Here is a 20,270-nt window from a genome sequence, read left to right on the forward strand (position 1 = left end):
AAACATGGTTCAGTGCCCTCCCGCCTCCGTTGGAATGTCGGTCAGTGAAATTGATACTCCCGCCTTAGTAATTGATTTAGACATTTACGAGAGAAATTTGGACAAAATGGCCCAAATGATGAAATCCTCAGGAAAAATCTTTCGCCCTCACGCTAAAATGCATAAATCCCCGCTAGTAGCAGACGATCAAATCAAAAGAGGTGCCATTGGTGTATGCTGCCAAAAATTATCAGAAGCTGAAATAATGGCCGATGGCGGAATAAGCGATATTTTGATAACAAACGAAATTGTTGCCCCCGGAAAATTAGATCGCGTTGCCGAACTTTCTAAAAAAATAAAATTGGGTATCTGTGTCGATAATCTAGACGCTACTCAGGCATTGAATGAAGCCTGCGCAAGGAAAAATACAAATATTAGAGTTTTAATAGAAATTGATGTTGGCGGTAATCGTTGCGGTGTAACAAATTCTACTAACACAGTTGCATTAGCGCAATTCATTATAAATTCATCTCACTTAAATTTTGGTGGCTTGCAAGCCTACCATGGAGCCGCCCAGCATCTTCGTACCCCAAAAGAAAGAGCTGATACCGTTAGCAGCGCAGCAAAAATAGTGAGTGAAACTAAAAAAGCCTTAAGTGATGCGAATATTGACTGTGAACTTGTCACCGGGGGCGGTACTGGAACATTCATGCATGATAAAGATTATAATGAATGGGATGAACTTCAATGTGGATCATACGCCTTTATGGATGCGGATTACGGTAAAAATCAACTTAGTGAAATTGAAAACGGCACAGGATTTGAACACAGTCTATTCATCCAGACAATGGTTATGAGCACGAACCAACCAAATATGGTGATTTGCGATGCAGGACTTAAAGCAATTGCATCAGATTCAGGAAATCCACTAATAAAAGGTTTTGAGCATTTAAATTACCGGATGACATCAGATGAACATGGTAATATCGATCTTGATGATAATACGACATTTAACTTAGGGGATCGCGTTTTATTGATCCCGGGTCATTGCGACCCTAATGTCAATTTATATGACTGGTGCGTTGGCGTTCGTAATGGTATTGTTGAAAAAATTTGGCCCGTCGCTGCACGCGGCGCTATATCTTAGTTTACAAGGACCACTAAATTGGAAAAAGCATATTCAACTTGTCCTCATGACTGCCCGTCTACTTGTGCTCTTGAAGTTGAGAAAATAGACGAAAATACAATAGGTCGATTGAGAGGTTCTCAGGAAAACACTTATACTGCCGGAGTAATTTGTGCCAAAGTCGCTCGCTATGCAGAACGCACACACCATCCCGATCGATTAACAAAACCACTTAAGAGAACTGGCCCTAAAGGATCAAGTCAATTTAAAGAAATAAGCTGGGAAGAAGCACTTGATATAACGGCAAACGCATTTAAAGATGCGACTGAAAAACATGGCCCAGAAACTGTATGGCCCTATTCTTATGGGGGAACTATGGGCCTAGTTCAAAGCGGTTCAATGGAAAGACTCCGTAATGAAATGGGCTATAGCAATATGCGCGGCACCACATGCGGCGCCCTTGTTAATGCGGGTTGGGTAGCCGGCACAGGCCGTAAAATTGGTCCCGACCCACGCGAAATGGCCGATGCGGATTTAATCGTCATCTGGGGGACCAATGCCGTTTCAACACAAGTCAACGTTATGAACCATGTGGCACGGGCTAAGAAGAATAGAAATGCCAAAGTTATTGTAGTCGACCCTTATAAAAATCCGACAGCAAAAGCCGCTGACATTCACGTATGTTTAAATCCCGGCACCGATGGTGCCCTCGCCTGCGCAATGATGCATATCGCATTTCGTAACGGTTATGCGGATCATGAATATATGGAGAAATATACGGATGTTCCAGGTGAACTAGAAGCACACCTTCAAACACGTGGCCCAGAATGGGCAAGTAAAATAACAGGCCTCAGCGTTGATGAAATCGAAGAATTTTCCAAGCTTTATTGCCAAACAGAAAGAGCCTTTATTCGGCTTGGTTTTGGCTTATCGCGCTGTCGAAACGGCGCGGTAAATGTACACGCCGTTAGCTGTCTAGCGAGTGTTACGGGAAAATGGCCTAATAAAGGGGCAGGTACTTATTTCAGTAGCAGTGATCTTTATCATTTTGACACGTCTTTTCTTAAAGCAAGTGATTTAAATAAGCCAGGGATAAGAACGATTGATCACCCCCGTGTTGGCGCAGCGCTTACTGGGGAAAATAGCGATCTAAATGATGGCCCTCCTATTACGGCAATGATCGTTCAAGGCACAAACCCTATGTCAATTGCACCAGATCAAAATAAAGTCCGTGAAGGGTTTTTGCGCGATGATTTATTTTTATGTGTCCACGAACAGTTTATGACAGAAACGGCCCTCATGGCCGATATTGTTATGCCGGCTACAACATTTCTTGAGCATGATGATATTTATAAAGGAGGCGGGCAAACATATATTGGTTTAGGCCCTAAAATCATTCAAGCTGTTGGTGAAAGTCGTCCTAATGATATTGTTATCAATGAAATCGGGAAAAGGCTTGGCTGTAAACACCCCGCTTTTTACATGTCTACCAATGAAATTATCGAGGAAACGTTAAAAGCCTCGGCCTACCCTAATCTTGACCATATGACTGAAAACCATTGGCATGACTGTGTTGAAAATTTCGACAGTCATCATTTTGTTAATGGATTTGGTTGGCCTGATCAAAAGTTTCGCTTCAAACCAGATTGGAAAGCAATTGGTGAACGGGGAGACGAATTACCATTACTACCTGATCATTGGGACAATACTGACCCCCGCGATTATGAACATCCATTTAGATTAGTCACACCACCCGCACGAAATTTCCTAAACTCATCATTCAACAACACACCTTCTTCGTTAAAAAGAGAACAAAAACCAGTTTTATTTATCCATCCAGAAGATGCTATTGCAGCAGGTATCGATGATGATCAATTGGTAAACATTGGTAACAACCAAGGAAATCTTAAAATTCGTGCTAAACTCTTTGACGGTGTCAATCCCGGTACATTAATTGCTGAGGGCATTTGGCATAACAGTAAGTTAAATAATGGACTTGGTATTAATGTTCTAACAAACTCAGAAATTGCGGCTCCCGCAGGAGGTGCAGTTTTTCATGATAGCGCAGTCTGGCTCAAGTCAGCTTGACTCTAACCCTTGATATCGTTAGATTTTTCTTATCAAAACTCAACCTTCTTGGAGACACAATAATGAAAAACCTTTTTCTTGCATTGGGAGCCTTAGCAACAAGCTATGTAACTTCCGGTGCAGTTGCAGACGAACCGGGCACCGCGAATGGTGAATGGCATCACTATACGGGGGATATAAAGGGTTCCCGTTATACACCGCTTGATCAAATCAATGCGGATAACTTTGAAGACCTTGAAATGGTCTGGAACTTTTCTACCAAAAACCTCGGTACACGCGGCGAATATAAGCTTGAAGTGACACCAATTATGGTTGATGGCGTTATTTATGCAACTGCCGGAACACGCCGTACAGCGATTGCATTAGACGCTGGTACAGGTGAATTGATGTGGCTTCACAGCATGCGCGAAGGTCTTCGTGGTGGTATGGCCCCTCGTCAGCTTTCCGGCCGCGGCCTTTCTTATTGGTCCGATGGTAAAGGTGATGACCGCATTTATTATGTAACAACGGGTTACCGTTTGATCGCGCTTAACGCCCACACAGGTGTTCCGATCAATTCATTCGGTACAGATGGCAATGGTATTCTTGATCTTAAGATTGGTGCCGTTCAAGGTAACGAAGTTCAAATCGATCTCGTCACTGGTGAAATCGGCCTTCATGCAACACCAACAGTAGCGGGTGATCTGATCATCGTTGGTTCTGCCATGAAAGAAGGGATGACCATTGATAACTATAACAATACCAAAGGTCTTGTTCGTGCGTTTGATGTTCGTACCGGTAAAAAAGTATGGCAATTTGACCCTATTCCGCGCCCTGGCCAATTTGGTAATGACACTTGGCTTGATAATTCATGGGACCGCAATGGTAACGCAGGTGTTTGGACACAGATCACTGTGGACGAGAAAAACGAGCTTGTCTTCCTAGCGGTTGAAAGCCCATCTTCTGACTTTTATGGTGGTCACCGTCCTGGAAACAACCTTTTCGGTGAGAGTTTAGTTGCGGTTGATCTTAACACAGGTGAATATAAATGGCATTTCCAAGTGGTTCATCATCCAATTTGGGACCACGATTTGTCATCTGCCCCTCTTATTATGGATGTAACCATTGACGGAAAAGACCGTGAGATTATCGCCCTTCCGACAAAACAGTCATTCATTTACGCATTTGACCGTATCACTGGTGAGCCGATTTGGGATATTCCGGAAGTACCGGTCCCGCAAGGCAGTATTCCGGGCGAATGGTATTCACCAACACAACCAATGCCACCAATGCAATTGATGTATGGTCGCGGGAAATTAGATTTACCAAACGATTTCATCGATTTTACCCCTGAATTACGTCAAGCAGCCCTCGATAAGATGCATCTATGGGACTGGAGCAATGGTGCTATGTATAACCCACCTATTGAAGGTGATGTGAACGGTGTACTCGGTGCGATTAACATTGGTGCTACAAATGGTGGTACAAACTGGCCGGGTGCTTCATTCGATCCTGAATCAGGGATCGTCTATGCACCAGCATCCATGATTGCAATGGACAATCTTTCAATGGCTCCTCCGCCAGAAGGATATTCAAATGTGAACTATATCGCGGGCCGCATAGGTGAACCTTTCCGCATGCGTAATGCAGCGGGTACAGGTCAAAACCCTGATGCACCGAAAGAAGTGAACTATCCTGTTTATGATGGCCCACCTGTTGAAATTCCAGGACTTAATGTTGAGGGTCTTTCAATTCTTAAGCCACCATACGGTGTGGTTGCGGCGATTGATATGAACAAAGGTGAAGTCATCTGGCAAGTTCCTCATGGGGAAACACCGGACAATGTTCGCAATCATCCTAAACTACGTGGCATGGATATTCCGCGCACTGGTCAGCGCGGTGCGCTTGGTGTCGTGGTAACAAAAACATTGGTTATAGCTGGTGATTACCGTGTGACTAATCCTGGTGATCGTGAGCGCGGTGCAATGCTTCGTGCTTATGATAAAATGACAGGTGAGAATGTTGGCGAAGTATGGATGCCAGCGGGCCAATCCGGTTCACCAATGTCATATATGATGAATGGCAGACAATTTATTATTGTCGCTGTTTCCGGTGGTGCTTACCCAGGTGAGTTCCGTGCGTACGCTTTACCTGACGATTAAAATTCAATTGTATTGAGGGCTAAAAGTTATTAGCCCCCAATATAACTTCTTCATTAAAGCTAAAATAATTTAAACTGATCTTTGGTTGCAGGTTTTATGCAATCGTCACCATCATTGCGTGCGCTATTCACAAATGGACTAACTTCAAACATTTCTAATTTATGATCAATCGCAGTCGATAATTTATCAAATATTTTTCTATCGGGCGGATCCTGAGGTCTCAGCCACAAATCATAATCTTGTGGTTCTATAATCACGGGCGAACGATGATGGATCTTTTTAACGGCTCCGTTTGCTTCTTTCGTCACCAATGATACCGTCTCAAGCCAGTCTTCGCCATCAGGGCCTGTCCATGCTTCCCAGATACCTGCAAACGTAAAAGCTTCCCGATCTTGTAAACATATATGATATGGAATTGGTGACGCACCACCTCGTTTCCATTCATAAAAACCATCAGCAGGGACCAAACATTTTCGGCGCCTAAATGGCCCCCGAAATGAAGGTTTATCGGCTATCGTTTCTGACCTAGCGTTAATAAGTGGTCGGTCCATTTTTATTTCTTTTGCAAAATGTGGCACCAGTCCCCACCGCATTAAAGCTCCCTCGCGTTCAGGCAATGGTTGATCAGGAATTATGGAATGATCTTGATCCGATCCTTTTAATCGGATGACAGCGACAGGCTGCGAAGGCGCAATATTAAACCGAGACGGCACCTGAAAAGGGTACCCCATATCCATAAATTCGACAAACTTGTCATAACTTTGAGATGTTAATGAATATCTTCCACACATACTTTTATTTCGCTATAGTTAGATAGATAAATAATAACTGAAAAAATATATATGAAAAGAGAATACCCAAAGCATCCCATCCCAGCCGTCGGCACCGTCGTATTCAATGATGAAAAAATTTTGTTAATTCAAAGAAACAAACCACCAAAAGCCCAAGAATGGAGCATACCAGGTGGAGCGCAAAACTTAGGCGAAAAAATGGTTGACGCCGCAGCAAGAGAAGTCCTTGAAGAAACCAACATCACTATAGAAAATATTCAATTATTAAAGGTTGTGGATTTTATCGATAACGATAATAATGGCACCGTTCGTTTTCATTATAGTTTAGTCGATTTTATGGCGGATTATAAATCTGGTACGCTTACCGCAGGAGATGATGCCTTAAACGCAAAATGGGTTCCCATAGATGAATTAAATAGCTATAACCTATGGTCAGAAACCGTTAAATTAATAGAAGATGCAATTGTACATAGAAAATCCCGACGATGAAAAGCAAAAAGGGCACCTAAGCCGCTTTTTCTCTAGCTTACGCAGACATTTAAAAGTGCTTCTTATCGCCGCATTCTTTTCTACGATTGTTTATGGTGGAATGTATATTGTCATGATGCTAACGGGTAGAGTTTAAGGAAACCATTGATGTCTGATAGCCCACCGCCAAAATTTAGTAAACTCTTATGGCTTCTTTTAATGTTAGCGCTAATGACAATTTATATTTTAGTTGTCGCACGTCTTATTGATGCCTTTTTTTCAGGTAATATAATTATCGAAATGATATGCTATATTGTAGCTGGTATTGTATGGATTTTTCCTGCTAAGAAAATTATGTTTAAGATTAATGGAACAATTACCGATAACGGGGACCAAAAGTGAAAAACTTAACTAAACTCTTTTCAATATCCTTCATTCTTCTTTTAACGGCTTGCGCAAGTAAAAATAAACAACCTGCGCAACCGGTACAAAGTGAACGCCAGAATATGGATAGCACCAATCAAGACCCAACATATGATAAAGAAAATGTTATTAATGCTGCATCAGAATTTTTTGGTGGCGGCTCAGAAGCCGTAGCCAGCGTCATTGAAAAAGCCTTTGCGGACTTAGGTAGACCAAATGGGTATATCATCGGCACTGAGGCCAGCGCTGCACTTGTCGTTGGTGCGCGTTATGGTGATGGCACGCTTTCCCATAAAATCGAAGGTGATAGTCGTGTTTATTGGACAGGACCTTCTATTGGTATTGATGTCGGCGCTAATGGATCTCGTGTTTTTGCACTCGTTTATAATCTTAATGACACGCAAGAACTCTATCAACGCTTTCCTGCCGTTGAAGGAAGTATATATTATGTCGCCGGTGTAGGGATGAATTATCAGCAAGTCGATGAGATTGTAATCGCCCCCATTCGCATGGGCGTAGGCCTTAGGGCCGGGGTAAACTTAGGATACCTTCATTTCTCAAAAGACAGAAGTTGGCTCCCGTTTTAATACTACTAGACGCTGACGACTTTATGATATTCGAAGGTATCTTCATTTGACAGTGCCGGCATAAATTTATAACCGTCCATATCAAATTTTTTAATCTCTTCTGCCTTTTCTAATTTATTTTGAATAATAAAGCGCGCCATCATACCTCGGGCGCGTTTTGCCATCATCCCAGGACCCTTCGCCACACCTTCTTTAACAATTTTAAAGACGGGTGTAATAACGCCGCCATTTAGTTCTTTTTCGTTAACCGATTTAAAATATTCATTTGAGGCACAATTTATAATAACTTTATTTTTTTGTTTCTCAAGCAGTTCATTTAACCCGTCAGTCAGCGTATTTCCCCAAAATTCATATAGGTTTTTACCTTTTGGATTTTTTAGACGTACACCCATTTCAAGCCGATAAGGTTGCATCAAATCAAGAGGACGTAGCATACCATAAAGACCAGATAAAATTCTAAAGTGGTTTTGCGCAAATTCTAAATCATCTTCGGATAATGTTTCCGCTTCAAGGCCGACATATGTATCACCCTTAAAAGCAAACGCAGCCTGCTTTGAATTTGTTAAAGTAAATGGCGTTTCAAAATCACGATAGCGTTCATAATTTAAATCAGCAATTTTTTCACTGACTTTCATCAATCCCGCAATATCATTGCGTGTCATTTTTCTAGCCGTTTTAATTAAAGTCTCACTTTGATCCAAATAGTCAGGAACTGACCAGTTTGGATTTACTTCATCATTTTCAAAGTCTAACTTCTTAGCAGGAGAAACAACAACAATCATTCTTCATATTCCTTGTTTATAATGATTCTAAATATTCATATACAAATAACATAATCGCACCGAATTAACAGCATAATTTAATATATCAATAATGCTATTGACTTTGTTATTTTTAACACCATTTAATGAAGCAATATAAAAATTATAATCAGGTACATCAGGTCGTATGTCAGAAGTAGAAAAACCCAAGAAAAAAACTCGTAGCTTCGATCTAACGAAAGGTGCCGTTCATAAACATCTGATAAGAATGGCATTGCCTATGATTATTGGCTTATCCGCCAGCATGTCTTTCACATTTGTCGATAGTTATTTTATTGCGAAGCTTGGCACAAACGAGGTCGCGGCTATGGGATTTGTTAGCCGCATGGTGATGATTTATTTCTCAGTTGCGATCGGATTAAGCGCAGGTGTGACCTCTGTACTCGCGCATCTAGCCGGCAGCGGCGATCAAGATGAAGTTAAAAAACTCGCGACCAATACTTTAATTATGACCGCGATTTTATCCTTAGCAATATCAATTTTTGGCTATCTCACCATTGATCCGATCTTTACAGCAATGGGCGCTAATGAACACGTACTTCCGCATGTGCGTGAATATATGATGATTTGGTATTTATCCCCTTTATTTGTCATATTACCAATGACTGGTGGTGGTGTCATGCGTGCACTTGGTGATACAAAACTTCAAGGTAATTTGATGTTAGTCTCTGCATTTGCCAATGCAGCACTGGATCCATTGCTCATTTTTGGGTTATATGGTTTTCCGGAACTTGGTTTTGCCGGTGCGGCTTGGGCCTCTCTCATTACAAGGTTCATAAGCTTTGCTGTTATTCTCTATGCTCTGCATTATCAATATAACGTTATCTGTTTTAGTAAGGAAACAATCAACACATTCGCCGCATCATTAAAAAAGATTTTACATGTCGGCATTCCGGCGACCGGAACAAATATTATTATCCCAATCGTGGCCGCAATTGTCATTTCCATCGTTGCTAGGTACGGCACAGAAGCCGTCGCCGCGACCCACGTTGCGACAACAATTGAAATGATTTCACTCGTGCTCTTCTTTTCAACGTCCGCAGTGGTCGGCCCTTTCATCGGGCAGAATTTAGGGGCACGTAAATTTGACCGAATTGATGAATGCATTAAAAGCGTCAGTATATTCTGTATGGCATGGGGTCTTTTTGTTGCGATCGCAATCGCGCTTACAGCACCGACACTGGCCGGCCTATTCAGAAAAGAACCCGAGATTATTGCGCTTGCGCAAAGCTATCTCTACGTTGTTCCAATTTCCTACGGATTATATGGAATCGTTATGAGCGTAAACGCAATGTTTAACAGTTTAGGAAAACCTATGCCGGGTGTCGCAATTTCAAGCATTAGAGTATTTTTTCTGCAACTACCGCTCTTTTATATTGCTTCAGAATTCTATGGCCTTGAAATCGCGTTTATTACAATTAGCATTTCTAACGCCATTGCAGGTGTAATTGGCTACCTCTGGATAAAAGACACAGTTAATAAACTAAAGCATGCATAAAAAAGGGCCCAATTAAGGACCCTTTCTTGAATATAAATCTTCTATTTTACCATGGTAGCATGCGGCGTAGCACATTATCTTTCTTGCCGTAATGATGATAAAGCGCCATGACAATATGAATTACCACTAATAAGACAGTAACTTTTGCAAATACACCATGAAGTGTTGCAGCAAGTTCTGCTGTTGAATCAACTTTATCGACCAGCGTTGGGAAATTAAATAAACCAAACAGGGAAGGACTACCACCTTTAGCTTGAACGATCATGATACCACTTATTGGCAAAGCGATCAGCAATACATAAAATAAAATGTGTAAACCATGAGCACCTAACGCTTGAAGTTTCCCTGTGCCCTCTGGTAACTCTGGCACTGGATTTTTCGCACGCCAGCCAAAACGAAGCAACATTAAAAACAAAATCATGATACCAATTGAAAAATGATAACCTGAAAGCCCCAATTCTCTATAGGCTTCTTCTTTGAAATTTCCACCTAGCCAAAATTGTCCGACAATAATTAGAAACATTCCCCAGTGAAATGTTTTAGCAACCCAACCATATGAGTTATTTGTATTTTGTGACGACATATTCTTATACCCTCCGATATATCTATTGTGTACCCATAGTAATTGTTAAAGGCGCCGTTCAATCGGCATTATTATTTTTTCTTACTAAAAAGTTTTGCGAAAATTGTTCGAAAGTTAAAAATAATATAAATAGGAATAACGATAATCGCACCAAGTATAATGTACTTACCTGCCCAATTAATAACATCAAGGATAACTTCAAGGATACGTCCCAATGTTTCAGGAACATTATTAATTAGTTCCACCGGATCAATATTAAAGAAACTAAGAAGCAAACCTACACATAACGAGGCAATAACTAACTTCTAAATTAACGATGATGTCGTTTTATCCATTAAATTTCCATCTCAGAACAACTTAAGTCACTAGATATTGAGCTATTTTTATGTTCATTGTCAATAGACTAGTAAAAACGGGTCTTAGATCTTAGCGGCCTTGCACATTATTTCTTTTCGCAATTTCTTCCGTTTCCATGGCATTTCGTAGTTGGCTCATTAACAAATCAATCGCTTGTTCTTGTTCATTACTATTAAGCTGAGTTTTCGACAATATGCCCAATCCGTTCATAGCTTTAACATAATCTTTTTCTTTGCTTGCTAAAACAATAGTTTCAACTTGCTCCCGTATTTCCCTATCTGACATAGAAAAGCTATCCATTAAACGCTCTTCTAATGTTTTTTTTGCTCGTTCTTGATTACTATCACAGGCGAATAATAAAACCGAAAGCGAGAAAATTAGTATTATGTTCTTAATGAAATACATTGAGTCTCTCTAAAATACATATAATCCAATATCTTATCAAAATTTTTCTATAATTTCAATAATTCGGTCCATATCAGAATTTGTGGTATTAAACGCTGTAACCATTCGTGCTTCAACATATGAACTTTCACAAGACGAAAAATATTCTATGCCTGCACTTTCAAATTCATCGTGTAATTCCGGCTTCATTTTTACAAACATGACATTTGATTGTTGTGGATACTTAAATTCAATCGCTTCGGATTTTTCAATTGCTCTAGCTAATTTTAATGCCATTTTATTTGCATGCTTGGCATTGTTAAGCCAATGATCATTTTCAAAATAAGCCAAAATTTGAGCTGCGATAAATCTGGATTTTGATATTAAATGTCCTGACCTCATAGAACGATAAACAAATCCTTGATCATCCGATTGATTGAAAAATATTGCTGCTTCGGCACCCATAGTACCGTTCTTGGTTGTTCCAAATGAAAGGGCATCCACACCGACCTTCCAAGTTAGTTCTGCCGGACTACAGCCAACATTATCAAGAGCATTGGCAAATCTAGCCCCGTCCATATGAAGTTTTAATTTATGTTTTTTAATAACCCTAGAAAGGGCTTCTATTTCATCAGGCATGTATATTGTGCCGGCTTCTGTGCTATTCGCAATGGTTACGGCTGCTGGTTGGTTATGGTGTGGTTCGTCCACTATATATCGCCCAATTGCACCTTCTAATGCAGCGGGGGTTAATTTCCCATTCTGACCACAAATCGGATGAAGTTTTGCACCGCCGGTTTGAAATTCAAACCCACCACATTCATCTGCATAAACATGAGAATGCTCATGGCAAAATGTCACGCCATATGTCGGACAAAGTGTAGATAAAATGAGTGTATTGGTTGCTGTTCCAGAAACCAGATTATGGGATATGATATCCTCTTTTTCAAAAATCTCTCGAAATTTTTCCTTAGATCTATTACTCAACTCATCTTCACTATAAGCAAGAGCCTTACCGTCATTGGCACGCATAATTGCCTCGAGCACTTTATCTGAAATTCCAGTAATATTATCACTACGCATTAAATGCACTCCTTTGTGTCACTTATGTATCGACAAATGACACAAAATAGGTATTTATTACAGTAGTTTTTTTAATAGCCTATAAGAAAGATTGAATAATGCCCGCATATCGTTCCAAAACCTCCACTCATGGTCGTAATATGGCCGGTGCACGTGCCCTTTGGCGCGCCACAGGTGTTACAGACGAAGATTTTGGTAAACCTATTATTGCTGTTGCCAACAGCTTTACTCAATTTGTACCGGGACACGTCCATTTAAAGGATCTTGGTCAATTGGTTGCCCGTGAAATTGAAAAACACGGCGGTATTGCAAAAGAATTTAATACGATTGCCGTGGATGACGGTATTGCCATGGGACATGACGGCATGCTCTATTCACTTCCAAGCCGTGAAGTCATCGCCGATAGCATAGAATATATGGCTAATGCTCATTGTGCTGATGCACTCGTTTGTATTTCTAACTGTGATAAAATTACCCCGGGTATGTTAATCGCGGCTATGCGCCTTAATATTCCGGCTGTATTTGTATCAGGTGGCCCGATGGAAGCTGGCAAAACGGACGGTATTGATCACGGTCTTGACCTTGTAGATGCAATTGTGATGGGTGTTGACCCCAATGTTGATGATGAAATGGTTGAAAAAGTTGAACAATCTGCTTGCCCAACATGCGGATCATGTTCTGGTATGTTTACCGCCAATAGCATGAATTGCTTAACGGAAGCACTAGGCCTTGCTTTACCGGGCAATGGTTCCGCACTTGCGACCCATGCAGATAGAGAGCAACTCTTTTTGGGTGCTGCAAAAACGGTTATGAATATCACCAAAGCCTATTATCAAAATGATGATGAAAGTGTTCTTCCAAGAAGCATTGCATCATTTAAAGCATTCGAAAATGCAATGACACTTGATATCGCAATGGGTGGATCAACAAATACTGTACTTCATTTGCTTGCGGCAGCAGCAGAGGGCGAATGCGATTTTACAATGGAAGACATCGACCGTCTTTCAAAAACAGTTCCAAATATATGTAAGGTTGCACCAGCAACAGAAAATTATCATATGGAAGATGTGCACCGGGCTGGTGGCGTTATCGCCATATTGGGTGAACTTGAAAAAGGGGGGCATATTCACCGTGATTGCAGCACTGTGCAAGAACGTTCAATCGGCGAGGTCATTGATTACTTTGATGTAAACCGCAATCCACCAGAAGATGTAATTGAATTTTATAAAGCGGCACCAGGCGGCGTGAGAACGACTGTCGCCTTCTCTCAATCCAAACGTTATGAATCGCTTGATCTGGACCGGGTAAATGGCTGTATCCGTTCTGTTGAAAACGCCTATTCACAGGATGGCGGATTAGCCGTTCTTGAAGGGAATATTGCGTTAGATGGTTGCATCGTTAAATCAGCAGGTGTCGCAGAAGAGAACTTTACCTTTAAGGGACCTGCTCGTGTCTATGAAAGTCAAGATAGCGCGGTTGAGGGCATTATTGGCGGTGAAGTTAAAGCAGGCGAGGCCGTAATAATAAGATATGAAGGTCCAAGAGGGGGGCCAGGAATGCAGGAAATGCTTTACCCGACATCTTACCTTAAATCTATGGGATTGGGTACTGCATGTGCATTAATAACGGATGGTCGTTTCTCTGGGGGGACATCAGGACTTTCGATCGGCCATGTTTCTCCTGAGGCCGCATCTGGCGGCGCTATCGCACTTATTAAAAATGGCGACATTATCGAAGTTGAAATCCCAAATCGCATAATCCGCGCAGAAATTTCAGAAGAAGAAATGGAAAAACGACGTGCCGCAATGGAAAGCCTTGGTGAAAAAGCTTGGCAGCCTAAAGAAATAAGACACCGCGTTGTTACAAAAGCATTAAAAGCCTACGGATTGATGGCGACATCCGCAGATAAGGGTGCCGTTCGTCAGATAGACCATTTAAAAGGATAAACTAATGTCTAACTCCGTAGAATATAAATCTACTAAGGCTCTTTATGATGCGCGCGCCTCTTTTGTGACAAACCTTGAATGTTCCATAACAGGTAAAGACGATTATAAAGCAGGGGAAATCCACGGATTGTCTGAAGCAGGTAGACCCCTTCTCGTTCGGTATGATCTTGATGCTATTAAGAACAGTGTCACGAGACAAGAAATTGAAAACCGCCCTGGCGGTTTCTGGAAGTACCGTGAATTCCTTCCGGTTAATACGGGCGATGCTATGACCAGCCTTGGTGAAGTAATGACACCATTAATGCCATTAAATTATTCTGTGCCTGATGGATGCGATGTGATTGTTAAAGATGAAGGACGACTTCCAACTGGTTCTTTTAAAGCGCGCGGCTTAGCTCTTGCCGTTTCTATGGCAAAGGAACTTGGCCAAGGTCACCTTGCCATGCCGACAAACGGCAATGCGGGCGCGGCACTTGCAGCATATGCCACATACGCCGGTTTAAAAACGACCGTATTTTGCCCTGATGATACGCCGATCGTAAACATCCGCGAAATTGAACTTCAAGGGGCGGATACTTATACCGTAAATAGCTTGATCAATGATTGCGGGAAAATAGTTTTTGAAGGCAAAGAAGAAATGGGCTGGGCCGATATTTCGACATTAAAAGAGCCATACCGCATCGAAGGTAAAAAAACCATGGGATTAGAGCTCGCCGAGCAGCTCGGATGGGAAATGCCGGATGTAATTTTCTATCCTACAGGTGGTGGTACCGGCCTAATCGGCATGTGGAAAGCCTTTGACGAACTTGAAAAAATTGGTTGGATCGGATCAAAGCGTCCTAAAATGGTCGCCGTTCAAGCAGAAGGCTGCGCGCCGATTGTTAAGGCCTATGATGACGGTGAAGAGCATGCCCCCTTATGGGAAGATGCATATACACATGCATGGGGTATTCGTGTTCCTATTGCCGTTGGTGATTTTTTAATTTTACGTGCCGTGCGGGAAAGCGGTGGTTTTGCCATTGCCGTGAAAGAAGATCATATCTTTGATTGCCGCGACCGTGTTGCGCAAAAAGATGGTGTATTATTATGCCCTGAAGGGGCGGCCACATTTGCCGCATGGGAAATGGCGTTAGAAAATGGTCAAGTAAACAAAGATGATAAAGTGATCCTTTTTAATTGTGCAACTGGATTAAAATACCCTATGCCAGAAACAAACCAGGTTTTAGATAAGAATAAACCTATCGATTACAATAAATTCAAATAATTCAATGCGTTATTGCATCACAAATTTGACATGATCTCCGAATAGATTAAAAATAAGTTTTATTTATTCGGAGATTTATTATGATTAAAACCTCTCTTATTACGCTTCCTTTAGCCGCTATTTTATTCATACAACCCGCAGCAGCTCAACAAATGGCGCAATGCGAAGGGCCACTCATTAGCATGGAAGGCGCTGGCGAAGTGGAAAGCATTCCTGATATTGCCGAAGTCATGCTTAATGTTAAAAGCGAAAATAAAACGGAAGGCGAAGCGCTTGAAGACTTGTCTAGAAATCTACAAAAAATCATTGATGTCTTAGAAGGTTTAAAGGTCCAAGAAGAGCATATACGTACAGAAAGCATCAACATAAATCCCGTCTATCACCAACGTAACCGCCAAGAGATTGTCGGATATCGCGGTACCTCACGAATATATTTTAAAACATTTGATTTGGCTAAAATTTCCGATCTGATGAATGGTGTGATGGCGGGTAGTGATAATCTTTTCTCTAATATCAGCTATTCTTCATCAGAGAAAGAACAGCTCGAAGATCAAGCCCGTGAGAAAGCTTTTAAAAAAGCGTATCATAAAGCCAAACTATATGCCGAATTATCTGGTAATAAACTCGGTCAAATTTGCACAATCAGCGAAAATCGCATTTATAGCAACATCGAACAGTTTGGCATTAACCGCCGCTCAGATCAAATGATGGCCATGGAAGCGGCACCCGCCAAAATGGGAAACCTGAACATACCTATTAAACCGGGAATGATGAAAACAAACGCGCAGGTTTCAGTGGTTTATCAGCTTGAAAATTAGCTTATACGATCGAGCACTATAAAGCTGTGTTCGTGGCTGTCTTTTTCTCCCTTTTCATGATCTTCTCGTGAATACTCAAGCCAATCTTTTTCATCGAGTTCCGGGAAATGTGCATCACCATCTATGTCCGCGTGAATACGGGTTAAATATAGACGGTCAGCAATTGGCAGCGTTAGTGCATAAATTTGTGCACCGCCAATGATCATAATTTCTTTTTCTTTTTTAACATCGGCCATTCCATGGGCAACATCCAGCGCCATTTCAAGACTGTGGGCGGTAATCACACCTTCTTGCGTGAATGTCGTATCACGCGTAATGACAATATTCGCACGACCAGGTAAGGGTTTTCCTATAGACTCAAATGTTTTTCGGCCCATAATGACCGGCTTATTCATCGTGACCTTTTTAAAATATTTTAGATCGGACGAAATTTTCCATGGCATGTCATTGTCTTTGCCGATGGTATTATTTGTGGCGGCAGCAACAATCAGTGATACTTTAACCATTATACAGCCACCAGTCCTTTGATATGCGGGTGTGCTTCATAATTTTGAAGTTCGAAATCTTCGAATTTGAAATCAAAGATATCTTTCACATCCGGATTAATCGCCATTGTTGGTAGTGGTTTAGGATCGCGGCTTAATTGAAGATCAATTTGTTCCATATGGTTCATATATAAATGTGCATCACCAAAGGTATGTACAAAATCGCCAAGACCAAGATCACATACTTGCGCGATCATCATGGTAAGCAGTGCGTAAGACGCAATATTAAACGGCACCCCAAGAAATACGTCAGCACTACGCTGATAAAGTTGGCAACTTAATTTTCCATCAGCAACATAAAATTGGAAAAGACAATGACAAGGAGGTAACGCCATATGATCCACGTCAGCCACATTCCAAGCGCTCACAATCATGCGACGACTATCCGGGTCATTTTTTATTGTATCTATTAAATTTGTAATCTGATCCACTATTTCACCATTCGGCGTTGGCCAAGAACGCCACTGATGTCCATAAACCGGGCCAAGGTCACCATTTTCATCTGCCCATTCGTCCCAGATGCGAACACCATTATCTTTCAAATATTTGATATTGGTATCACCCGCAATAAACCACAAAAGTTCATGAATAATCGATTTTAAATGAAGCTTTTTGGTCGTTACCATCGGAAAGCCGTCTTCAAGGTTAAAACGCATTTGATGACCGAATACACTTCTTGTTCCGGTACCTGTTCTGTCTTCTTTTGTGGTGCCTTCATCACGAATGCGACGGGCAAGATTAAGGTATTGTTGCATGATATTCCAATTAGATTTCTATAGCCTGATACATAAATGACATAATTATTTCAGCAAATCTATTTAAATTTTAACTCTTTACCCTTATATATAGGGAGTCGGGCAACCGACTATGGCAATAAACTGTTATATGGAATAAACGTTACGGACCCGGGGGCGGTACCCGGCGCCTCCACCATTATCTTAAGTTATTGATTATGGGGGCGAAATAGGATCGACGTGCGCAATAAAGATATCGCTTTTGCTCAGCATGATACCGCTGTGACGGATCAAAACTCTACAAATGCAAACGATAATGAAGCATTTGCTGTAGCAGCTTAATAAGTTTCGCTACGCGGGGTTCGGTGGGCACCTAGCAACAGAAGCCCACCACTTCTTATAATAATCAAGCCGAATGAATGAAAATGACTCGCCCAGAATAAATCTTGTAGCTATAATCTTTTTATTAAAGAGTCGTACAGAAAGAAGTAAGAAATTTAAATGACCGATGAGACAATCAAATATGATGAAATGGTGCAGGACGCGTTAATTGGCGTTGTTCGCAATTTGCTAATAGATACTGCAAAACATGGGTTACCAGGCGAACACCATTTTTATATTACTTTTCAAACAACACATCCAGATGTGATCATTCCTTCGTATTTAAGAGACAGATACGAAGAAGATATGACAATTGTTTTACAAAACCAGTTCTGGGACTTAAAAGTTGAAGAAGATTTTTTCGAAATTGCGCTAAGTTTTAATCGCAATAAAGAACATTTATCTATTCCTTTTGAAGCGTTGTTAGGCTTTTTTGATCCAAGCGTTGATTTTGGCCTTCATTTCAATTCAGAAATTGATGCAACTGTCGAAATTGCAGAAGCCGAAGAAGTTGAAGAAGTCGCTATTACTTCAGCAGATAACACAGAAGATAAGACCGATGGCAAAGACAACATCGTGACACTTGATGCTTTTCGAAATAAGAAATAATCAACAATTCCGGAAATAAATCCATGACATCTCCAAAATATACCGACATGTATGCTCAAGGACCGAGCGATACAGAATACCGTAAAATCACATCTGATTATGTTTCAACAATTGAAGTAGACGGAAAAGAAGTTTTAAAAGTGGATAAAGAAGGCCTGCGTCTATTAACTGCAGAAGCAATGAGAGATATTTCCCATCTGTTAAGAGCGTCTCATTATGAAAAACTTGCAAAAATCCTAGAAGATGACGAAGCATCAGATAATGACCGCTTTGTCGCAACGGAACTCTTTAAAAATGCGAACATCGCTGCGGGAATGGTACTACCGAGTTGTCAAGATACTGGAACCGGGATCATCATGGGTAAAAAAGGACAGTATGTCTGGACGGAAGGCGATGATGCGGAAACCTTAAATCAAGGTGTGATTGATACCTTCACGCAAACGAATTTAAGATATTCACAACTTGCACCACAAAGCTTATTTGAAGAAAAAAACACAAAAACCAATGGCCCAGCCCAAGTTGACGTTTATGCAACAGAAGGTAACGAATATCATTTTCTATTTGTTGCTAAAGGTGGCGGCAGTGCGAACAAAACATTTCTTTATCAGCAAACACCTGCGGTATTGCGAGAAGATAAATTAACAGAATTTCTAGATGAAAAAATCCGAACATTAGGAACGGCTGCCTGCCCTCCTTATCATTTAGCCATCGTAATTGGTGGTTTAAGCGCCGAACAAAACCTTAAAACCGTCAAGATGGCAAGCACACATTATTTAGATGATTTGGCGACCGAAGGCGGTGAATTCGGTCAGGCCATTCGCTGTCCTGAAATGGAAGAAAAAGTACTTAAAATGACACAAGACTTTGACATTGGAGCGCAGTTTGGTGGTAAATATTTTTGCCATGATGTCCGTGTTATTCGTATGCCCCGCCATGGTGCCTCGGTTCCAATCGGCATTGGTGTATCCTGTTCGGCTGACCGTCAGGCAAAAGGTAAAATAACAAAAGATGGAATATTCCTTGAGCAATTAGAGCGCGACCCAGCCGGCTTTATGCCGGATATTCCAGAAGATAAATTAAGTGATAGTGTTGTAAAAATTGATTTAAACCGTCCCATGGATGCTGTTCGTGCCGAACTTAGCAAACATCCTGTTCGCACAAGACTTTCATTAACAGGAACCATTGTTGTTGCTCGCGATCTCGCTCATGCGGCGATTTTGAAAAAACTGGAAGACGGCGAACCAATGCCGGATTATCTTAAAAATCATATTGTATATTATGCAGGTCCCGCGAAAACACCCGAGGGCTATGCCTCGGGTTCATTTGGTCCAACAACGGCAGGACGTATGGATAGTTATGTGGACACTTTCCAAGCAGCCGGCGGAAGCCTGATTATGCTTGCCAAAGGAAACCGTAGCAAACAAGTTACCGACGCATGTGCAAAACACGGCGGTTTCTATCTTGGCTCCATCGGTGGTCCAGCAGCGATATTAGCCAAAGATAACATCACGAAGGTAGAAGTTCTCGATTTCGAAGACTTCGGTATGGAAGCCGTTTGGAAAATTGATGTAAAAGATTTCCCTGCCTTTATTATCGTTGATGATAAAGGGAATGATTTCTTCAAAATGCTATAACAAGTTCCAA

21 protein-coding genes and 1 other RNA gene are annotated in these 20,270 nt (G+C 41.3%); 14 read left to right on the top strand and 8 right to left on the bottom strand.

All coding sequences use genetic code 11. The features are described from left to right. The first annotated feature begins 4 nt into the window (after positions 1–4). From ACTF6W_RS08765 to ACTF6W_RS08775, 3 genes are all read left to right on the top strand, one after another. On the top strand, positions 5–1,126 hold the full coding sequence (locus ACTF6W_RS08765; protein ID WP_438994162.1) for a DSD1 family PLP-dependent enzyme: 1,122 nt from the start codon (positions 5–7) through the stop codon (positions 1,124–1,126). 18 nt (positions 1,127–1,144) lie between these two features. After that, the gene (locus ACTF6W_RS08770; protein WP_438994163.1) at positions 1,145–3,193 is read left to right on the top strand and encodes a molybdopterin-containing oxidoreductase family protein; all 2,049 of its coding nucleotides are present in this window, start codon (positions 1,145–1,147) and stop codon (positions 3,191–3,193) included. 62 nt (positions 3,194–3,255) lie between these two features. Next, positions 3,256–5,334: a pyrroloquinoline quinone-dependent dehydrogenase gene (locus tag ACTF6W_RS08775; RefSeq protein ID WP_438994164.1), complete on the top strand. Its 2,079-nt coding sequence runs from the start codon at positions 3,256–3,258 to the stop codon at positions 5,332–5,334. Positions 5,335–5,393: 59 nt separating this feature from the next. Here the strand turns inward: ACTF6W_RS08775 and ACTF6W_RS08780 are convergent, their stop codons facing one another. Next, positions 5,394–6,125: an SOS response-associated peptidase gene (locus ACTF6W_RS08780; RefSeq protein WP_438994165.1), complete on the bottom strand. Its 732-nt coding sequence runs from the start codon at positions 6,123–6,125 to the stop codon at positions 5,394–5,396. A gap of 51 nt (positions 6,126–6,176) precedes the next feature. Between ACTF6W_RS08780 and ACTF6W_RS08785 the strand changes: the two genes are divergently transcribed. From ACTF6W_RS08785 to ACTF6W_RS08800, 4 genes are read left to right on the top strand one after another with little or no spacing between them, the layout of a single operon-like run. Continuing rightward, positions 6,177–6,614 carry an NUDIX hydrolase gene (locus ACTF6W_RS08785; RefSeq protein WP_438994166.1) on the top strand — a complete coding sequence of 146 codons (438 nt, stop codon included), beginning with the start codon at positions 6,177–6,179 and terminating at the stop codon, positions 6,612–6,614. Next, positions 6,589–6,750, top strand: coding sequence for a hypothetical protein (locus ACTF6W_RS08790; protein WP_438994167.1), 162 nt, complete (start codon positions 6,589–6,591; stop codon positions 6,748–6,750). Before ACTF6W_RS08785 ends, ACTF6W_RS08790 begins: the two co-directional genes overlap by 26 nt. Positions 6,751–6,761: 11 nt before the next feature. Beyond that, on the top strand, positions 6,762–6,995 hold the full coding sequence (locus ACTF6W_RS08795; RefSeq protein ID WP_438994168.1) for a DUF2842 domain-containing protein: 234 nt from the start codon (positions 6,762–6,764) through the stop codon (positions 6,993–6,995). Further along, positions 6,992–7,603, top strand: a complete 612-nt coding sequence (locus ACTF6W_RS08800) for a DUF1134 domain-containing protein (RefSeq protein ID WP_438994169.1) — start codon at positions 6,992–6,994, stop codon at positions 7,601–7,603. Before ACTF6W_RS08795 ends, ACTF6W_RS08800 begins: the two co-directional genes overlap by 4 nt. Positions 7,604–7,608: 5 nt before the next feature. Here ACTF6W_RS08800 and yaaA read toward each other — a convergent pair whose 3' ends face one another. Continuing rightward, entirely contained in the window at positions 7,609–8,385 is a 777-nt protein-coding gene (yaaA, locus tag ACTF6W_RS08805) for a peroxide stress protein YaaA (RefSeq protein WP_438994170.1), read from the bottom strand. Between the two features lie 166 nt (positions 8,386–8,551). On the opposite strand from yaaA, the gene ACTF6W_RS08810 reads away from it, so the two are divergent. Further along, positions 8,552–9,922 carry an MATE family efflux transporter gene (locus ACTF6W_RS08810; RefSeq protein ID WP_438994171.1) on the top strand — a complete coding sequence of 457 codons (1,371 nt, stop codon included), beginning with the start codon at positions 8,552–8,554 and terminating at the stop codon, positions 9,920–9,922. A 46-nt stretch (positions 9,923–9,968) separates the two neighbouring features. On the opposite strand, the gene ACTF6W_RS08815 is transcribed toward ACTF6W_RS08810, so the two are convergent. From ACTF6W_RS08815 to ACTF6W_RS08830, 4 genes are all read right to left on the bottom strand, one after another. Beyond that, complete coding sequence (locus tag ACTF6W_RS08815) at positions 9,969–10,505, bottom strand: cytochrome b (protein WP_438994172.1); 537 nt, start codon at positions 10,503–10,505, stop codon at positions 9,969–9,971. A gap of 71 nt (positions 10,506–10,576) precedes the next feature. Next, on the bottom strand, positions 10,577–10,780 hold the full coding sequence (locus ACTF6W_RS08820) for a DUF6460 domain-containing protein (protein ID WP_438994173.1): 204 nt from the start codon (positions 10,778–10,780) through the stop codon (positions 10,577–10,579). Positions 10,781–10,931: 151 nt separating this feature from the next. Beyond that, positions 10,932–11,267: a hypothetical protein gene (locus ACTF6W_RS08825; RefSeq protein ID WP_438994174.1), complete on the bottom strand. Its 336-nt coding sequence runs from the start codon at positions 11,265–11,267 to the stop codon at positions 10,932–10,934. 36 nt (positions 11,268–11,303) lie between these two features. Beyond that, the gene (locus ACTF6W_RS08830) at positions 11,304–12,329 is read right to left on the bottom strand and encodes a threonine aldolase family protein (protein WP_438994175.1); all 1,026 of its coding nucleotides are present in this window, start codon (positions 12,327–12,329) and stop codon (positions 11,304–11,306) included. A 98-nt stretch (positions 12,330–12,427) separates the two neighbouring features. Between ACTF6W_RS08830 and ilvD the strand changes: the two genes are divergently transcribed. From ilvD to ACTF6W_RS08845, 3 genes are all read left to right on the top strand, one after another. Next, a complete protein-coding gene (gene ilvD / locus ACTF6W_RS08835; protein ID WP_438994176.1) occupies positions 12,428–14,275 on the top strand; it encodes a dihydroxy-acid dehydratase in 1,848 nt (615 codons plus the stop codon). A 4-nt stretch (positions 14,276–14,279) separates the two neighbouring features. Further along, the gene (locus ACTF6W_RS08840; protein ID WP_438994177.1) at positions 14,280–15,539 is read left to right on the top strand and encodes a threonine synthase; all 1,260 of its coding nucleotides are present in this window, start codon (positions 14,280–14,282) and stop codon (positions 15,537–15,539) included. Between the two features lie 80 nt (positions 15,540–15,619). Beyond that, complete coding sequence (locus ACTF6W_RS08845; RefSeq protein WP_438994178.1) at positions 15,620–16,357, top strand: SIMPL domain-containing protein; 738 nt, start codon at positions 15,620–15,622, stop codon at positions 16,355–16,357. Here the strand turns inward: ACTF6W_RS08845 and ACTF6W_RS08850 are convergent. Continuing rightward, on the bottom strand, positions 16,354–16,863 hold the full coding sequence (locus ACTF6W_RS08850) for a dihydrofolate reductase (RefSeq protein ID WP_438994179.1): 510 nt from the start codon (positions 16,861–16,863) through the stop codon (positions 16,354–16,356). The genes ACTF6W_RS08845 and ACTF6W_RS08850 overlap by 4 nt on opposite strands. Beyond that, on the bottom strand, positions 16,863–17,657 hold the full coding sequence (locus ACTF6W_RS08855; protein WP_438994180.1) for a thymidylate synthase: 795 nt from the start codon (positions 17,655–17,657) through the stop codon (positions 16,863–16,865). Before ACTF6W_RS08855 ends, ACTF6W_RS08850 begins: the two co-directional genes overlap by 1 nt. A 58-nt stretch (positions 17,658–17,715) precedes the next feature. On the opposite strand from ACTF6W_RS08855, the gene ssrA reads away from it, so the two are divergent. The 3 genes from ssrA (at position 17,716) to ACTF6W_RS08870 (ending at position 20,260) form a co-directional block, all read left to right on the top strand. Then, positions 17,716–18,031: a transfer-messenger RNA gene (ssrA, locus tag ACTF6W_RS08860) on the top strand. A 106-nt stretch (positions 18,032–18,137) separates the two neighbouring features. Beyond that, positions 18,138–18,626: an SspB family protein gene (locus tag ACTF6W_RS08865; RefSeq protein ID WP_438994181.1), complete on the top strand. Its 489-nt coding sequence runs from the start codon at positions 18,138–18,140 to the stop codon at positions 18,624–18,626. Positions 18,627–18,649: 23 nt separating this feature from the next. Then, positions 18,650–20,260 (top strand): fumarate hydratase, encoded by a 1,611-nt coding sequence (locus ACTF6W_RS08870; protein WP_438994182.1) that lies wholly within the window; start codon positions 18,650–18,652, stop codon positions 20,258–20,260. The last annotated feature ends 10 nt before the right edge of the window (positions 20,261–20,270 follow it).

Source organism: Pseudemcibacter sp., assembly GCF_965661635.1.
GTDB lineage: Bacteria > Pseudomonadota > Alphaproteobacteria > Sphingomonadales > Emcibacteraceae > Pseudemcibacter.

What these genes read in the sequence shown, in the direction of transcription:
- ACTF6W_RS08815 (WP_438994172.1), bottom strand. Translation starts at nt 10,505, where the DNA reads ATGTCGTCACAAAATACAAATAACTCATATGGTTGGGTTGCTAAAACA.
- ACTF6W_RS08865 (WP_438994181.1), top strand. Translation starts at nt 18,138, where the DNA reads ATGACCGATGAGACAATCAAATATGATGAAATGGTGCAGGACGCGTTA.
- ACTF6W_RS08850 (WP_438994179.1), bottom strand. Translation starts at nt 16,863, where the DNA reads ATGGTTAAAGTATCACTGATTGTTGCTGCCGCCACAAATAATACCATC.
- ACTF6W_RS08785 (WP_438994166.1), top strand. Translation starts at nt 6,177, where the DNA reads ATGAAAAGAGAATACCCAAAGCATCCCATCCCAGCCGTCGGCACCGTC.
- yaaA (WP_438994170.1), bottom strand. Translation starts at nt 8,385, where the DNA reads ATGATTGTTGTTGTTTCTCCTGCTAAGAAGTTAGACTTTGAAAATGAT.
- ACTF6W_RS08765 (WP_438994162.1), top strand. Translation starts at nt 5, where the DNA reads ATGGTTCAGTGCCCTCCCGCCTCCGTTGGAATGTCGGTCAGTGAAATT.
- ACTF6W_RS08840 (WP_438994177.1), top strand. Translation starts at nt 14,280, where the DNA reads ATGTCTAACTCCGTAGAATATAAATCTACTAAGGCTCTTTATGATGCG.
- ACTF6W_RS08855 (WP_438994180.1), bottom strand. Translation starts at nt 17,657, where the DNA reads ATGCAACAATACCTTAATCTTGCCCGTCGCATTCGTGATGAAGGCACC.
- ACTF6W_RS08780 (WP_438994165.1), bottom strand. Translation starts at nt 6,125, where the DNA reads ATGTGTGGAAGATATTCATTAACATCTCAAAGTTATGACAAGTTTGTC.
- ACTF6W_RS08810 (WP_438994171.1), top strand. Translation starts at nt 8,552, where the DNA reads ATGTCAGAAGTAGAAAAACCCAAGAAAAAAACTCGTAGCTTCGATCTA.
- ACTF6W_RS08845 (WP_438994178.1), top strand. Translation starts at nt 15,620, where the DNA reads ATGATTAAAACCTCTCTTATTACGCTTCCTTTAGCCGCTATTTTATTC.
- ACTF6W_RS08870 (WP_438994182.1), top strand. Translation starts at nt 18,650, where the DNA reads ATGACATCTCCAAAATATACCGACATGTATGCTCAAGGACCGAGCGAT.
- ACTF6W_RS08830 (WP_438994175.1), bottom strand. Translation starts at nt 12,329, where the DNA reads ATGCGTAGTGATAATATTACTGGAATTTCAGATAAAGTGCTCGAGGCA.
- ACTF6W_RS08775 (WP_438994164.1), top strand. Translation starts at nt 3,256, where the DNA reads ATGAAAAACCTTTTTCTTGCATTGGGAGCCTTAGCAACAAGCTATGTA.
- ACTF6W_RS08795 (WP_438994168.1), top strand. Translation starts at nt 6,762, where the DNA reads ATGTCTGATAGCCCACCGCCAAAATTTAGTAAACTCTTATGGCTTCTT.
- ACTF6W_RS08825 (WP_438994174.1), bottom strand. Translation starts at nt 11,267, where the DNA reads ATGTATTTCATTAAGAACATAATACTAATTTTCTCGCTTTCGGTTTTA.
- ilvD (WP_438994176.1), top strand. Translation starts at nt 12,428, where the DNA reads ATGCCCGCATATCGTTCCAAAACCTCCACTCATGGTCGTAATATGGCC.